The following is a 17110-nucleotide window of genomic DNA, read 5'->3' on the forward strand; positions in this document are numbered from 1 at the left end:
CATGCTAAATTTCGTCAAAAAGAATTTGTTAGAAGTGACGGTGTATTTCTTAGCGTTGTTAAGAATTACTGTAGGTGCTTGGTTACCTTTGTTAGATAAAACTGAGGCAAGGTACGCTGAGATTGCGAGGATAATGTACGAAACAAATAATTGGGTAACCCCTCAAATAGATTACAACGTACCTTTTTGGGCTAAGCCACCGTTCTCTACGTGGATTTCAGCCATCAGTTTTAATATTTTTGGGGTGAATGAATTTGCTGCAAGATTCCCCTCATTTTTAATTCATGTACTGTTAATCGTTTTTATTACTAAGGCTTTTTCCTTAAGTAGAAAACAGGGATTCTTATTAGCTTTTGTAATGCTAACAATTCCTGAATACTACATTCATAGTGGGGTAGTATCCACGGATTCGTCGTTATTGGTAGGAATTACGTTTATCATGGTTGGTTTTTGGCAATCGATAAACGCTAAAACAAATACTTTAATTTGGAAACTACTAACTTGGTTGGGAGTTATCATTGGGATGTTATCTAAAGGGCCTATTACGCTTGTATTAACCGTGCCTCCTCTTTTTATATGGTCTTGTATGTATAAAGGAAAGCTAGCAGCTTTTTTTAAAAAGGCGTTATGGATTCCTGGACTGATATTAGCTTTATTAGTCTCAGGACTTTGGTACTATTTGGCAGAAATAAGGACTCCGGGGTTTATAGACTACTTTTTTGTTGGAGAGCACTATAAACGATTTGTAGAATCTGGTTGGAAGGGTGATAAATATGGGTTTGCTAAAAAACAACCCTTGGGAATGATATGGTTGTTCTTAATTTTATTCTTTATCCCTTGGATTCAGTTTGCTATTATAAAAGCTGTAAAAAAGAAAGAAGAAATTTTTAAAAATACATGGATTTCATTTTTGTGGCTTTGGTTGTTATGGACACCATTTTTCTTTACGGTTTCTAAAAGTTTAATACATACCTATACATTACCATGTACTATTCCGTTAGGATTGTTGGTATTACATTATTATGAGTCATATAAAAAACAAAAACCATGGGTTATAGGTGCTATGGTTATTCCAGTATTCCTATGTGTGGGTTTTGTGGGGGTAAATACTGTTTACACAAATACAGATTGGCAAAATACAGATAAGCACTTAGTTAAAGATTATGACAAATACGGAAAGGACATTTATGCTTGGAAATTCAAATCATACTCCTCCCAATTTTATACTCACGGTAGCATAAAGTTAGTGTCTAATCAACAGTCTTTAGATTCATTAATAAGCTCTAACGAAAACTTTGTGCTGTTATCAAAGAAATCCTTATTTAAGTCTTTGCCTGATGAAATAAAATTAAGGTTTGAAGAACTCAAAAGCAATAGAAAATCAAAGCTCTATAGATTAGTTAAATAGATCAAATTAATCTTTAAATCTCTTAATTCTGTACTTTGTTTTGATTTAGGAGCAATGATAAAAATAGAATATTCATAAGTTTTCTCCGTGGTTAAACCACAAGATAGTAAGAAAGCTATTAAATGATAGTGAAGCGTGTTTTATGGATTGTTTTAACTTTAATAAATCATAAAAGTTTTATGAGTAGGATTTTTGAGTAAAAACAAAATGACACAAAAAAACCAGCAAGTATAATACGAGCTGGTTTTAGTCGGGGTGGCAGGATTCGAACCTGCGACCTCCTCGTCCCAAACGAGGCGCGATGACCGGGCTACGCTACACCCCGAGTAGTCATCAAAAAAAAACACCAAATGAATGGTGTCTTTGAGCGAGAGACCGGGTTCGAACCGGCGACATTCAGCTTGGAAGGCTGACGCTCTACCAACTGAGCTACTCTCGCATGGTAGATAGTATAGTTACAATATATCGTCTAATTAAACAATTAGAGCGAGAGACCGGGTTCGAACCGGCGACATTCAGCTTGGAAGGCTGACGCTCTACCAACTGAGCTACTCTCGCATTGATAGATTGTATCTATGTAAATAAAATTAGAGCGAGAGACCGGGTTCGAACCGGCGACATTCAGCTTGGAAGGCTGACGCTCTACCAACTGAGCTACTCTCGCATTATTTTATTTGGTATATAATATCTTTAAAGAACTTGTAGCGAGAACGAGAGTTGAACTCGTGACCTCCGGGTTATGAATCCGACGCTCTAACCAACTGAGCTACCTCGCCATTGCGGATGCAAATATATAGCAAACTAAGGTTATGACAAAAGAAAAAATAACTTTTTTTTGGGATAAATCTATAGGTGCTTTGTTATCAGTTTTTTATATTTTAATTTTTATTTGTCTATAAAATCATAGCTAAATCTCGAACTATTCTTGATAAAAAGGTAGTCTAGTTACTTTGGCTTTGAGGGCTTTTTTTCTTACCTGAATAAAAATTTCAGATCCTAATTTAGAAAATTCGGTTTCTACATATCCAAGGCCAATTGCTTTATTTAGGCTAGGAGACATGGTTCCAGATGTTACCACACCGATTGAGTTTCCATCAGCATCAACAATTGGGTAGTCGTGTCTTGCAATTCCTTTGTCTATAATTTCAAAACCTATCAATTTTTTAGTGACTCCCTTTTCTTTCTGAGATAAAAGATTTTTCTTATTAACAAAGTCTTTGTTAAACTTGGTAACCCATCCCAAGCCAGCTTCAATAGGGGAGGTAGTGTCGTTAATGTCATTTCCATACAAACAATATCCCATTTCTAGTCTTAAAGTATCCCTGGCTGCTAAACCAATAGGTTTGATCCCGTACGGTTCACCTATTTCAAATACTTTTTCCCAAATCTGTTCTACTTCATCGTTTTTACAATAAATTTCAAAACCACCAGCACCAGTATAGCCTGTAGCAGAAATTATAACATTTTCTATACCGGCAAAATCTCCAACAACAAATTTGTAAAATGGAATTGAGGATAAGTCTACCGAAGTTAATGATTGAAGTGCTTCCGTTGTTTTTGGTCCTTGAATAGCTAATAGAGAATATACGTCAGATATATTTTTCATAGACACTCCTAAATCATTGTGTTTAGAAATCCAATCCCAGTCTTTTTCTATGTTAGATGCGTTTACAACTAATAAGTACAATTCTTCTTTAATTCGGTATATCAACAAATCATCTACAATTCCGTTAGTATCATTAGGCAGACAAGCATATTGAGCATCTCCAACGTTTAATTTGCTGGCATCATTAGAGGATACTTTTTGAATTAAATCTAAAGCCTTAGGTCCTTCTAATAAAAACTCTCCCATATGGGAAACATCAAAAACTCCTACAGCCGATCTTACTGTATGGTGTTCTGCTTTTACTCCCTCGTATTGTACAGGCATATTAAAACCTGCAAAAGGAACCATTTTAGCTCCCAGTTTTTCATGTATATGTGTAAGTGCTGTATTTTTCATCTAAATAATTGTGTGCGACAAAAATAAATAAAAAAAACACCAAATAAGCAGGATTCAAGCAAGTAGAAAAATATTAAATAGAGACCGTTTTAGCATATTCCATAAAGTAAGATTCTAAGCCCTTTAATTTTGGAGACATCTTTTCAGTATAGATTACAAATTGACACTTTTTAACCCCTTGAGTAATGAATAGAATGTCTGCATACCCTGTATTTTGAGTCAGGAATTCGGCTTCATCAATATTAAAAATGGTTATTTGAGAAGTACTAATACCATTTGATTGTAGTAATTTTCTAAAGCTCTTAGGAGTCGTAACTAAAATATCTACACCTTCTAGTATTTCTGATTTTTGTACATCAATGTGCAGTGAATCCAGCCCTGCGTATATTCTAAGTGAGGTGTGTTTTGTGTACTTTAAAAAAGCATTATACAAGTCCGAAGCTTTTTCTGAATTTTCTACCAAAATGATAGCTCGTGGGGACATTCCCTCTGCTTTACATTGTAATTTTTGCAAGGTGGTTATGATTAACGTTGTTGTTTTACCACTGTTTTTTGGTGCTGTACAGAAAACATTAGAGCCGCTTTTTATTACAGGTATGCTACTAATTTGAAAAGGAGTAGGTAGGTTGATATTTAAGTTTTCTAAACGCTCTTTAATATCGGCATGCAATTTTTTAAAAGGCTTTGGAAACATAATTGTAAGCAGATTTGAATTTTGATGGAAGAACTTATAAGAAAACCCTGACCAAAAAGTTTGATCAGGGTTTTAAATATTTTTGGTTTAGGACTTTAAAAAATCGGTTAAACCATTGTAGTCAGATATTTTAATAGATGTTTTGGGTTTATCTATCACTGCTTTAATTTGTTCTGGTAGCTCAATCGTTTCTGCAACGCCGGGATATAAAACATCCATAAATTTTACCGGATGTGCAGTTTCTAAAAACAGCCCTTGTGTATTGGTAGCGGTTTTTAAATAATTTTTTAATGCTAAGTAACCAATTGCCCCGTGTGGCTCTGCCACATAGTTAAACTTTTTGTACAAGTGTCCCATGGCAGCGGTAGATTCTTCATCTGTATAGGAATAGCCTTTTAAGTTGCTTCTTAACTTATCAATATTAAAATCGTGTAATTTTTCAATTCTAATAAAGTTGCTTGGTGCTCCTACATCCATGGCATTAGAGATGGTAGGAATGGTTTTTTTAGGTTCGTACTTACCCGTTTCTAAATAAGCAGGAACTACTCTGTTTACGTTTGTACCAGTAATAAACTCTTTGATAGGCAATCCTAATTTTTGAGCAATCATTCCTGCGCAAATATTTCCGAAGTTTCCACTAGGTACGGAGAATACTACGTCTTTAGATTTGTCTTTTAGTTGTTTGTAAGCAAAGAAAAAGTAAAAAGCTTGTGGTAACCAACGGGCCACGTTAATAGAGTTGGCAGAGGTAAGTGTTCTGTATTCTTTTAAACTATCATCTAAAAAAGCAGTTTTTACCATATCTTGGCAATCATCAAAAGCTCCTTCAACCTCTAAGGCAGTAATATTTTGTCCTAAAGTTGTCAATTGTTTCTCTTGAACATCTGATACTTTACCTGTAGGGTATAAAATAACCACATTTACGCCTTCAACTCCCAAGAAACCGCTAGCAACGGCTCCACCTGTATCTCCAGAAGTAGCTACTAGTACGGTAATATCATTTTCATTTTTTTCTTTTTTGTTAAAGTATCCTAAACAACGAGCCATAAAACGACCTCCAACATCTTTAAATGCCATGGTAGGTCCGTGAAATAACTCTAAAGAACCAATGTTTTCTTCTATAGGTACTACAGGGAAATCAAAACAAAGCGTTTCTTCAATAATTTGTTTCAAATCTTGCTCAGGGATTTCATCACCCACAAATTGTTTGATTACCTCGTAAGCAATTTCATTGTTACTATAGTTATCTAAATTATCTATAAAATCTTTAGGTAATGGTGTAATACTTTCAGGAAAATACAACCCTCTATCTGGAGCTATTCCGTTAACTACTGCATCTCTAAAAGACACGTTTGGTGCATTTTCGTTTAAACTAAAATATTTCATTTTTTTATGTTGATGTGCTTATTTGTGTAGTTGTTTATTCGTTTAGTCAGTAGTATAAACGAACAAGAAACGAACATACGTATGTTTTTATTTTACTACTTTAATGCTGATGTATTCAATTGTAAGTTGATATCGATTTAACAAATCAACAAATAACCGAATCAATATCTATAAAACCTTAACTCCTTGGTCGTTGATTTTTGAAATATGAATATCGTAGGACACTCCCACTTTATCATAAACAGCTTTCATTGCTTTGGCTACGTTGTTGGCTGTTTCTTCTCCTTTGCTTAAAGCAAATATGGAAGGACCTGACCCTGATATTCCAGAACCCAAAGCCCCCGCTTTTTTACATTCCTCTTTAACTTTATCAAAAGCAGGAATTAAAATAGAGCGAACAGGTTCTATGATTTCATCGTGTAATGAACGAGATAACAAGTCATAATCTTCCGTATACAAGGCACTTACTAATGCTCCGATATTTCCCCATTGCTTGATTGCTGTTTTTAAACGCAGCTTGCTTTTTAAAATTTGACGAGCATCTGCCGTCTTTACTTCAATTTGTGGATGAATTACGGTAGCATATAATTCTGATGGTGTGTTTAGTTTAATCACATCCAAAGGATCTGTACTTCGTACCAATGTAAATCCACCCAATAGGGCAGGAGCAACATTATCCGCGTGCGGAACACCACTAGCCAATTCTTCACCCTTCATGGCAAACGCTATTAAATCGTGATTGCTGAAGGGTTTTCCTAATAATTCATTTACCCCGTAAACAGCACCTGCGCTACTAGCAGCAGAACTTCCAATTCCACTACCTGGTTTGATGTTTTTATAGATTTCAATTTCAAAACCATCCGTAGTGTTGTTTAGCTTTTTTAACATGGCTAACACAGCAACTCCTGCTACATTTTTTTCTGTAGCTAATGGCAAATCTTGACCTACTATTTTTGTGATTTTTACGCCAGGAGTAGTGGTTTTGCGAACCACCATTTCGTCACCTGTAGCGTCAAGACATAAACCCAATACGTCAAAACCACAAGAAACATTAGCAATAGTACCTGGACAAAATAATTTTATTTCTTTCATTAATATCTTTTTTAGTAGTAAGTACAAAGTATCAATTTTGACTATCTTGCTTTGTGCTTTGCACTAACTACTCAGTACTTTATCCCTTACCTATTCTAATAATATCAGCAAAAATACCCGAAGCAGTAACATCAGCACCTGCACCTGCACCTTTTACAATTAAAGGATATTCAGGATATCTTTCTGTAAAGAATAAAACGATGTTATCACTTCCCTGTAAGTTAGAAAACGGATGCTTGCTGTCTACCTCCTGCAAAGAAACATTTGCTTTTCCGTTTACAAACTCTGCTACATATTTTAATTCTGCATTGTTCGCAGCAGCTTTTTCTTTGATAGCTTCAAAATGAGCAGCTTCATTAACCAAAGTCTTTTTAAAATCTTCTATAGAACCTGCTTCTAAACTAGATTTAGGTAAGAACGATTTATTTTCGATGTCCTCTAAATTCATTTTAGCACCGCTTTCACGAGCTAATATTAAAATTTTACGAGCAACATCTACACCGCTCAAATCAATTCTTGGATCAGGCTCAGTAAATCCTAGCTCACCAGCCTCATCAACAATTTTAGCAAAATTGGCATCTCCTACAAAAGAGTTAAAAATAAAGTTTAGAGAACCTGAAGCGACTGCTTGTATTTTTACAATTTGATCTCCAGATTGTACTAAATTATTTAAGGTATTAATAATAGGTAAACCTGCACCTACATTTGTTTCAAACAAATAAGGGGCATTGTACTCTTGAGACAATCGTTTTAATTCAGCATATTTTTCGTATTCCGATGAAGCTGCAATTTTATTACAAGTAACTACGGCAATACTTTCTTTTAAGTAATCCGCATACAAACCAGCAATTGTATCATTAGCAGTATTATCTACAAAAACACTGTTGATTAGATTTAATTCTTTAACATTTTCTAAAAATAAATCTAAGTTTAAATCTTCGCCATTATCAATCAAGTTTTGTTTCCAGTCAGAAGTCAAGTCAATTCCTTCTTTATTAAAAATCATTTTTTTAGAATTTGCCATACCAGCAACTTCAATACTCAATTGTAATTTATCTAATAAATAAGCTTTTTGCTTTTCTATTTGCTCAATTAATTTAGCTCCTACATTACCAACACCAACTATAAATAAGTTTAGTTTGGTAATGTGTCCTTCAAAGAACTCTTCATGCAAACTGTTTAAAGCTTTACTTACGTTTTTACTATCAATAACAGTAGAAATATTTCTTTCTGAAGCCCCTTGAGCAATAGCATGAATGTTTACGTTGTCTTTCCCCAAAGCACTAAACATTTTACCGCTAATCCCTTGATGACTCTTCATTTCTTCACCTACAATGGCAACAATTGCCATATCTAACTGCGTATGTAAAGGGTCTATTTTACCTAAACTCAACTCAAAAGCAAATTCTTCTTGTATTGCTAGCTCTGCGCTTAAAACATCTTTTTGATCTATGGCGATACAGATAGAATGTTCTGAGGAAGCTTGCGTAATTAAGATGACGTTTACATTTTTATCAGACAACGCACTAAACAATCTTTTTGAAACCCCAGGAATCCCAATCAATCCATTTCCTTCTACAGTTGCTAAAGCGACGTGGTCTATATGACTGATACCTTTTACAATACCATTGTCTTTAGCGTTTTCATTAGAGATAAAAGAACCAAAATCTTCTGGCTTGAATGTGTTTTTTATATAGAGTGGAATGTTTTTACTCATTACAGGTTGTACTGTAGGAGGATACAAAACAGAAGCCCCAAAGTGAGACAATTCCATAGCCTCATTATAAGTTAATTTGTTGATGGGTTTTGCTTGCTTTACAATGGTAGGATTGGCAGTGTACATTCCACTTACATCCGTCCAGATTTCTAGCTGATCTACCTCCAATGCAGCGGCTATAATAGCAGCAGTATAATCGGAACCACCTCTACCCAAGGTAGTTTTATCTCCATTTTCGTTACAGGCAATAAATCCAGGCAAAACTGTAATGCTATGGTTGTTATGAGCAAAATATGTTTTGATATTTTTGTTAGTCACATCCATGATAGGAGTGGCATTTCCAAATTTATTGTTGGTGATAATTAGCTCTCCAGAGTTTTTGTAAATAGCATCAATTTCTTGACACTGCAAAGCTTTGGTAATGATAAAGGTTGATAAAAACTCTCCGTAGCTTACAACAGTATCATTAGTTTTATCGGAAAGTTCTTGTAATAAAGAAACTCCTTCTAAAATATTTTCTAGCTCGTTAAATATCTTTTTAACGCCACTTAAAATGCCACTTTGATTGTTAACAGGAACCAACGCTCTCACAATATCAAAATGATGATTTTCTAAGTCACTTAGCAGAGTGTTGTAACTCTCATCTTGAATTTTTGCTTTGGCGGCAATATCAATTAATTTATCGGTGGTTTTACCAATTGCAGAAAAAACAACCGCAATTTGATCGTTATTGTTAGATTTTAAGATATCAATAACCTTATTGATATTCTGTGCAGAGGCTATTGAAGAACCTCCAAATTTTAAAATTTTCATATGAGTAAAGGAATGAATTTGGAAAAAAACAGTACTTGATTCTTAGTGAGATTCATATCAATTAGAGTTCAAGATTTTACGGTTTATATATATAAATAACAAAGACAACCCCAAAGGGTAATAAAGAAAGAAGTTGTTAAATATGTAGTCTCTGTATTTTTCACGGCTTCAAAATTAAGAAAATATTTAAAAAGGATCGTTTTAATCTATATAAAATTGAATATAAATAGTTGAATAAATATGCATTTACAACAATATATATAGAAGAGTTGTATATTTGCAGCACTAATTAGTAAAAGAACATAAATCATATGTCTATAAAAGATATTCAAAACCTTTCATTTGACGAATTTATAAAGGATTTTAAAAATACTTTAAAAAGCGTTTTTTATGAAAAAGATGATATTCAAAAATTTAGCCAAGTGAGGGGATTTCCTTCTTTGGTTTTTAGAGATATCATGGCAAAAAAACCTTTATCTGTTTCAATTCCTAAGGAATTTGGAGGTAGAGGTGTAAAAGTCAAGGAATGCTTAGGTGTTTTAGAAGCAGCTTCATACGAGTCTTTGCCGCTATCACTAACTTTTGGAATTAACATCGCGCTATTTTTAGAGCCCGTTGCTAAGTATGCCAAAGAAGAAGTAAAAGCTCCTATTTTTAAGCGTTTCTTGGAACAAGGAAATATGGGAGGTTTAATGATTACGGAGCCTAGTTTTGGTTCTGATGCCTTAAATATGGAAACTTCCAATGTATATAAAGACGGTAAGTACCACATTGAAGGATATAAGCACTGGCAAGGATTAACAGGATTAGCAGATTATTGGTTAATAACTTCTCGTAAAAAAGGTGAAAACGGTAAATTAGGAAGAGATATAGACTTTTTTATCGCTGATAACCAAAACCCAGAACAAAGAGTTGAGGTAGAAGAGTATTATAATAATGCAGGTTTGTATGCTATTCCTTATGGTAATAACAAATTAGACTTACACGTTCCTGAGAATCAAAAGTTAGAAGGAGGAAGTACAGGAATAAAGTTGATGCTAGATTTATTACATCGATCTAGAATGCAATTTCCGGGTATGGCTATGGGGTTCATTAAAAGAATGATGGATGAAGCTATAGAACATTGCAACAATAGAGTTGTTGGAGGAAAAAATTTATTAGCACTAGATAAAGTAAAAGAGCAAATAGCCAACATACAAGCAGCGTTTACTGTATGTTCTGCCATGTGTGCACGTAGCGCTGAACACAGTGGAATTGAAAACGAATTGGCGATGGATCAAGTTGAAGCGAATAGTATGAAATCTGTAATTACAGACATGATGCAAGCCTCTGCGCAAACCTTAGTACAATTGTCTGGTTCGTCAGGATATAAAGAAGAGAATATTGGGGCAAGAGGTATTATGGATAGTAGAGCTTTTATGATTTTTGAGGGGTCTAATGAAATGTTGTATACTCAAATCTCTGAAGCTATTATGAAATTGATGAAACGTAAGAAAATCACCAATTTGTTTGACTTTTTAGTGCAGTATGATTTAACGACCAAGTCCGCAGATTTCTTTAAAGAGATTATCAATTTTAACTTGAACATGGAGCTACCTCAGCGTAAAATGGTAGATTTAGGTAAAATTATAGGTAGAGTAGTTTCTGCTAATTTTGTAATTGACTTGGGAGCCAAAGGTTTTAGAAACGATTTGGTTTCAGAATCTATCAACTCATTAAAGCACGAGGTAACTGCTTTTGTAAGTTCTTTAACTTTTCAACCTAACACGCAACTAATTACCGATTATAAAAGCGATAGCGCTTGGTTAAATTTGGTGTAATTGGCACAAAGTAAGATTCAAAAAATAAATTCCAAAAAGCAGCAATGAGAAGTCATTGCTGTTTTTTTGTTAATAGATTTCACACTTTTGGGGCTCAGGCTATTACTGATAAGTTATGATGATGAATTTGATTTGATACATTTTTTAGGTTATTAAATTCAAATTAAATATTGATTAAATCTATAAAATTAGTATATTTGCCACCGCTAATAGCAACGGTCTGGTAGTTCAGCTGGTTAGAATACCTGCCTGTCACGCAGGGGGTCGCGGGTTCGAGTCCCGTCCAGACCGCGAAAAAGCTTCAACATCTGTTGAAGCTTTTTTATTATAACAAATATTGTACGCTATTTAGATCCAAAAGCTAAAAAAAGCGTTCAACATAAGAATGTAAATCGAGTTGTATTCTTAAAGCACTGATTCATCGTATTATTTGTTATAAAAAGAAAACGACAACCGAAGTTGCCGTTTTAAATGTTTTCACAACGGAATAATCCTTATTGTGAATTGATTTCAAATTGTATTGCTAATTTAATTTTTTTTATGAAGTAATGACATAAATAATTATATTTAATTATAACGTTTTATAAATTAAAATAATTTCTTTTAAAAACGAAGTCAATTCAATATTGCTCTTAGGCAATAGACATATAAAAATAGCATGAAAAAAATATTAGGATTAGACTTAGGTACTACCTCCATTGGTTGGGCCTTAGTTCGTGAAGCAGAAAACAAAGAAGAAGTATCAAAAATCGTAAAACTTGGTGTCAGAGTCAATCCACTTAGTACAGATGAAATTACTGACTTTGAAAAAGGGAATTCTCTGGCTGTCAACGCAGATAGAACTTTAAAAAGGGGTGCTCGCAGAAACTTGCAACGTTTTAAACTAAGGAGGCAAAATTTAATAGAAACTTTGCTGAAAAATAATATCCTTAAATCAGAATCTATTCTTACAGAATCGGGAAAGAACTCCACTTTCGAAACACTTAGTCTTAGGGCTAAATCGGCTAAAAAGCGCATTGAAAAAGAGGAACTTGCTAGGGTTCTATTGACCATTAATAAAAAAAGAGGATATAAAAGTAGCAGAAAAGCTAGAAATGAGGAGGAAGGAACCTTAATTGATGGTATGGCTGTGGCAAAAGAATTGTATGACCAAAATGTAACCCCAGGTCAATACGTCTATCAATTATTGAAAGAAGATAAAAAGTACGTTCCAGATTTTTATCAATCTGATTTGAAAAATGAATTTTTAAAAGTATGGGAGTTTCAAAAGCAATATTACTCAGATGTTTTAACGAACGAATTATTTCGAAATTTAGAAGGTAAAAACAAAAATCAAACATGGGCGATTTGTAAAGAGCCTTTTGATATCAAAGGAATTACTCAAAAAGGTAATGCAATTAGCAAAAGATTAGAAAAGTATAGATGGAGAAATGAGTCTTTAAATATTAAAATTGATTTAGAAACTTTAGCGATTGTACTACAGGAAATTAATAATGATTTAAACAAATCAAGCGGTTATTTAGGAGCTATAGGTGATAGGAGTAAAAAGTTATATTTCAACAAAATAACAGTAGGGCAGTATTTATACAGACAGATTCAAAAGAATAGACACACCAGTTTGAAAAACCAAGTTTTTTATAGACAAGATTATTTAGATGAATTTGAACAGATATGGGAGACTCAATCTAAATTTCATTCTGAACTAACAAATTCTTTAAAAAAGGAGATTAGAGATATTATTATTTTTTACCAGAGAAAATTAAAATCTCAAAAAGGTTTGATTAGCGTTTGTGAGTTTGAACAGAACACGATAAAAATTGCTGTTGGAGACAAATTTAAAAAGAAAATAATAGGACCGAGAGTTGTTCCCAAGTCTTCGCCTGTCTTTCAAGAATACAAAATATGGCAAGAATTAAATAATCTAACTTTTACACCTGAGGAAAAGGTGAGCAATAATTTTTCAAATTCAGGTTCTCTTGAAGAGATATTGACTTTAGAGCAAAAACACGTCATTTTTGAGGAACTCAATACAAGGGGAAAGTTAAAGTCTACAGATGTTTTAAAATTACTAAAGTTAAAGGTGAAAGATTGGAAATGCAATTTTGAAACCATTGAAGGCAATCATACCAATCAAGCCATTTATAACGTTCTACAACAAATTTCTGAAAATGAAGGACATGGTTTTGATTGGAATAAAAAAAATGCTTTTGAAATTAAAGAAGAGTTAAAAACAACTTTGCCAATTATAGGAATTAATCCACAAATTTTAGAGTTTGATATCAACCAAGACAATTTTGAGCAACAGCCTAGTTATCAACTATGGCATTTACTGTATTCAGCTGAAGATGATTCTAAAATTAGTAGAGAAGATGAATTAGTTTACGGAAAAACGGCTGTAAATCTAAAAAAGAAACTACATTTAAAGTTTGGGATACCCGCAAAATACGTTTCCTTATTTGCCAATATTAGCTTACAGTCAGATTATGGTAATTTGAGTACAAAAGCCATTCGTAACATCATTCCACACTTACAAGATGGAAACGAATATTCCAAGGCTTGTTTGCTAGCTGGCTATAATCATTCTAACAGTGTTACTGAAGAAGAAAACCTAAAGAGGGAGCTAAAAGAAAAGCTAGAGCTATTACCTAAAAATAGTTTGAGAAACCCTGTGGTAGAAAAAATTTTGAATCAGTTAGTCAATGTTGTCAATCAGATTATTAATACGTATGGTAAACCTGACGAAATTAGGATAGAGTTGGCCAGAGAGTTAAAAAAATCAGCAAAGCAAAGAAAAGAAATGACTTCTGGAATTGCAGCTGCAACCAAGAGAAATCAAGATATTAAGAAAATACTTCAAAAAGCTCCTTTTGATATTTTAAACCCAACCAAAAATGATGTGGTTAGATATCGCTTGTATCAAGAATTAGAAACGAATGGTTACAAAACACTATATACCAATCAATACATAGAACCCTACAAACTATTTTCTAAAGAAATAGATATAGAGCACATTATACCCAAAGCAAAATTATTTGATGATTCATACGCTAATAAAACACTTGCTTTCAGAACTGTAAATCTTGAAAAATCAGATAGAACGTCTTACGATCTTATGGAGGAAAGATACAATTCCGAGCTAGAAAATTATGTTTTAAGAGTCAAAAATTTATACGACGGTGCTCAGATTTCTAAAGGAAAATATAGGAAGCTTTTGATGAAAGAGTGTAATTTAACTGATGGATTTATTGAAAGAGATTTGAAGAATACACAATACATTGCTAAGAAAGCAAAAAATATGTTGCACGAAGTCGTTAGAAATGTAGTTCCAACTACGGGAAGCATTACAGATAAACTAAGAGAGGATTGGGATTTGATTAATGTAATGAAAGAATTAAATCTTCCCAAATACAGAGAATTGGGGTTAACTGTTTTGGAAGAACGAAAAAATGGAAACAAAGTTGAGCAAATCGTAGATTGGACCAAAAGGAACGATCATAGGCACCATGCCATGGATGCTTTAGCAGTGGCCTTTACCACGCACAATCATATTCAATATATCAATAATTTAAAAGCTAAACAAATTGAAACAAGTCCAATATATTCGATTCAACAAGTGATTACGAGTAAAAATAGCAAAGGTAAACGGTTATTTAAGCCACCCATGCAGGACTTTAGAATTGAAGCAAAAAAGCATATAGAAGGTATTTTAATATCTTTTAAAACTAAAAATAAAGTAGTTACAAAAAACATCAATATTACTAAAATCAAAAATGGAACTCTAAAAAAAACACAATTGACTCCTAGAGGCCAACTCCATAAAGAAACTGTATATGGTCGCTCTAAAAAAGAAATAGTAAAACAAGAGAAGATCGGAACAACATTTACTGTTAACAAAATTAACACCGTTACACAACCAGAGTATAGAGCTTTATTACTAAGTAGGTTATCGGAATATAACAATAATCCTAAAAAAGCATTCGGGGGTAAAAACGGACTAAGTAAATCTCCCATACAATTGGCTAATGGTAAGGAAATGCCACTGATAGTGAACACTAAAGTATATGAAGATATATATACTATCCGTAAAGAGATAAGTCCTGACTTAAAAATTGAAAAGATTTTAGATAGCAAAATTCAAAAGCTACTATATAAAAGAATAGAAGCTTTTAATGGGAACAAAAAAGCAGCTCTTTCAGATTTAAACAATCAACCTATTTGGTTGAACAAAGAAAAGGGAATTGCTGTAAAAAGGGTAACTATAAGCGGTGTGTCTAACGTGGAATCTCTACATGATAAAAAAGATCACTTGGGGAATTTGATTCTTGATGCCGATGGTTGCACTCAACCTGTTGATTTTGTAAGTACAGGTAATAACCACCACGTTGCTATTTATAAGGATGATAATGGAAAATTACAAGAACAAGTAATTTCTTTATTTGATGCAGTTGCAAGAGTTAATCAAAAAGAGTCAGTCCCAATTGTAGATAAGAACTATAACAAGCACTTAGGGTGGGAATTTTTGTTCACACTTAAACAGAATGAATTATTTGTGTTTCCTACAGATGATTTTCATCCAGAAGAAATAGACTTATTAAACCCAAATAACTACGCACAAATTAGCCCTCACTTATTTAGAGTACAGAAATTAGGAAGTAAAGATTACACATTTAGGCATCATTTGGAGACAACGGTAACGAATAACGTAAAGTTTACATATAAGCGAATTCAAAACTGTGAAGCTCTAAAAAAAATAATAAAAGTAAGAATCAATCATATAGGCCACATAGTTCAGGTTGGAGAATATTAACAAGTAGTTTAGAGTATGATAAAGCGCACAATATACATAGGGAATCCAACACGTTTAAAACTTAAAAATCGGCAATTATTGATACAAGAACCGTTGGGAGAGGTTAAAGGTTCTGTGCCCGTAGAGGATATGGCTTTGTTAGTTTTAGACCATTATCAAGTTACTATCAGTACGCAGGCAATAAACAGTCTACAAGGGAATGGTGTATGTATTGTTACTTGCGATGCGCATCATCTACCTTTTAGTATTACTTTACCATTCTACGGACATACAGAACATTCTGAACGTGTTAAATTTCAATTGGATGTAAGCGAACCTTTAAAAAAGCAACTATGGAAGCAGACTATTCAACAGAAAATCAAAAATCAAGAAGCTTTGCTAAAGCTCAACAATCGAGTTTATGAACCCATGGAAGTGTATAGAATTGCTACCAAAAGTGGAGATACGACTAATACGGAGGGCAAAGCAGCACAGCATTATTGGAAACATTTATTTCCAGAATTTCAGCGAAACAGATTTGGAGATGGCCCCAATGTGTTATTAAACTTTGGTTATGCTATTTTAAGAAGCATTATTGCTAGAGCGTTGGTAAGTTCTGGTTTGTTACCTGTGTTGGGTTTGTTCCACAAGAACAAATACAATCCCTACTGTTTGGCAGATGATGTTATGGAACCATACCGACCTTTTGTTGATAAAATGGTGGTAAACCATGTTAATAACAATGGGGAGGTGGACGAGTTAACTAAAGAGGTAAAAGCGTACTTGCTGGAAATTGCTACGCAAGATGTTTGGATAGACGGACAGCAAAGACCACTGCTGGTAGCGGTAACCACAACCACGGCATCTTTGTATAAATGTTATACAGGAGAACTAAGAAGCATCAAATATCCTGAACTAGACTAACCTATGTCACAAGACAGATTTAACGCTTATAGAATTATGTGGGTATTGGTGTTTTTTGATTTGCCTACCGAAACTAAAGTTGAACGGAGGGCAGCGAGTTTGTTTCGAAAAGATTTAATTAAAGATGGATTTGATATGTTTCAATTTTCTATTTATCTACGTAACTGTCCTAGTAGAGAAAATGCCAATGTACATATCAAACGCGTAAAAAACGCACTGCCCAAACACGGTAAAATTGGAATCTTATGCGTTACTGACAAACAATTTGGAAATATGGAGTTGTTTCATGGGAAAAAACGGACAGACTTGCCTGGAACAACGCAGCAGCTAGAGCTTTTTTAATTCTACAGATATTGTCACTACATATAAATTTACAAAACGTGATGAATTCGTAGGAAGAAGTGATTTAGGAACGTCAAATCAAGATTTTTTGATAAAGACGAACTCATGAACTTCCGTTTTTTTCAT

The 17110-nt window shown here is 33.7% G+C and carries 10 protein-coding genes and 6 tRNA genes; 6 read left to right on the top strand and 10 right to left on the bottom strand.

Annotation, left to right across the window (positions count from 1 at the left end):
• The first annotated feature begins 1 nt into the window (after nt 1).
• Complete coding sequence (locus ACXGQW_RS11745) at nt 2-1408, top strand: ArnT family glycosyltransferase (protein ID WP_457823010.1); 1407 nt, start codon at nt 2-4, stop codon at nt 1406-1408.
• Between the two features lie 250 nt (nt 1409-1658).
• Here ACXGQW_RS11745 and ACXGQW_RS11750 read toward each other — a convergent pair.
• The 10 genes from ACXGQW_RS11750 to thrA form a co-directional block, all read right to left on the bottom strand.
• Nucleotides 1659-1733 (bottom strand) — tRNA-Pro (locus tag ACXGQW_RS11750).
• A 41-nt stretch (nt 1734-1774) separates the two neighbouring features.
• Nucleotides 1775-1847: transfer RNA gene (locus ACXGQW_RS11755), tRNA-Gly, on the bottom strand.
• Between the two features lie 46 nt (nt 1848-1893).
• Nucleotides 1894-1966 (bottom strand) — tRNA-Gly (locus ACXGQW_RS11760).
• Nucleotides 1967-1999: 33 nt separating this feature from the next.
• Nucleotides 2000-2072 (bottom strand) — tRNA-Gly (locus tag ACXGQW_RS11765).
• A 38-nt stretch (nt 2073-2110) separates the two neighbouring features.
• Nucleotides 2111-2184 (bottom strand) — tRNA-Met (locus ACXGQW_RS11770).
• A 143-nt stretch (nt 2185-2327) separates the two neighbouring features.
• Nucleotides 2328-3410 carry a glycine cleavage system aminomethyltransferase GcvT gene (gcvT, locus tag ACXGQW_RS11775; protein ID WP_457823011.1) on the bottom strand — a complete coding sequence of 361 codons (1083 nt, stop codon included), beginning with the start codon at nt 3408-3410 and terminating at the stop codon, nt 2328-2330.
• Nucleotides 3411-3483: 73 nt separating this feature from the next.
• Nucleotides 3484-4104 (bottom strand): DEAD/DEAH box helicase, encoded by a 621-nt coding sequence (locus ACXGQW_RS11780; RefSeq protein WP_457823012.1) that lies wholly within the window; start codon nt 4102-4104, stop codon nt 3484-3486.
• Between the two features lie 87 nt (nt 4105-4191).
• A complete protein-coding gene (thrC, locus tag ACXGQW_RS11785) occupies nt 4192-5490 on the bottom strand; it encodes a threonine synthase (protein ID WP_457823013.1) in 1299 nt (432 codons plus the stop codon).
• 168 nt (nt 5491-5658) lie between these two features.
• Nucleotides 5659-6582 (bottom strand): homoserine kinase, encoded by a 924-nt coding sequence (locus ACXGQW_RS11790; protein ID WP_457823014.1) that lies wholly within the window; start codon nt 6580-6582, stop codon nt 5659-5661.
• A gap of 79 nt (nt 6583-6661) precedes the next feature.
• Nucleotides 6662-9112, bottom strand: coding sequence for a bifunctional aspartate kinase/homoserine dehydrogenase I (gene thrA / locus ACXGQW_RS11795; RefSeq protein WP_457823015.1), 2451 nt, complete (start codon nt 9110-9112; stop codon nt 6662-6664).
• Between the two features lie 311 nt (nt 9113-9423).
• On the opposite strand from thrA, the gene ACXGQW_RS11800 reads away from it, so the two are divergent.
• The 5 genes from ACXGQW_RS11800 (at nt 9424) to cas2 (ending at nt 16984) form a co-directional block, all read left to right on the top strand.
• The gene (locus ACXGQW_RS11800) at nt 9424-10932 is read left to right on the top strand and encodes an acyl-CoA dehydrogenase family protein (protein WP_457823016.1); all 1509 of its coding nucleotides are present in this window, start codon (nt 9424-9426) and stop codon (nt 10930-10932) included.
• Nucleotides 10933-11149: 217 nt separating this feature from the next.
• Nucleotides 11150-11223, top strand: a tRNA-Asp gene (locus tag ACXGQW_RS11805).
• A gap of 367 nt (nt 11224-11590) precedes the next feature.
• On the top strand, nt 11591-15739 hold the full coding sequence (gene cas9, locus ACXGQW_RS11810; protein WP_457823017.1) for a type II CRISPR RNA-guided endonuclease Cas9: 4149 nt from the start codon (nt 11591-11593) through the stop codon (nt 15737-15739).
• Nucleotides 15740-15754: 15 nt separating this feature from the next.
• Entirely contained in the window at nt 15755-16642 is an 888-nt protein-coding gene (cas1, locus tag ACXGQW_RS11815) for a type II CRISPR-associated endonuclease Cas1 (protein ID WP_457823018.1), read from the top strand.
• A gap of 3 nt (nt 16643-16645) precedes the next feature.
• On the top strand, nt 16646-16984 hold the full coding sequence (gene cas2, locus ACXGQW_RS11820; protein ID WP_457823019.1) for a CRISPR-associated endonuclease Cas2: 339 nt from the start codon (nt 16646-16648) through the stop codon (nt 16982-16984).
• The last annotated feature ends 126 nt before the right edge of the window (nt 16985-17110 follow it).

It is taken from the genome of Wenyingzhuangia sp. IMCC45533, from assembly GCF_054111225.1.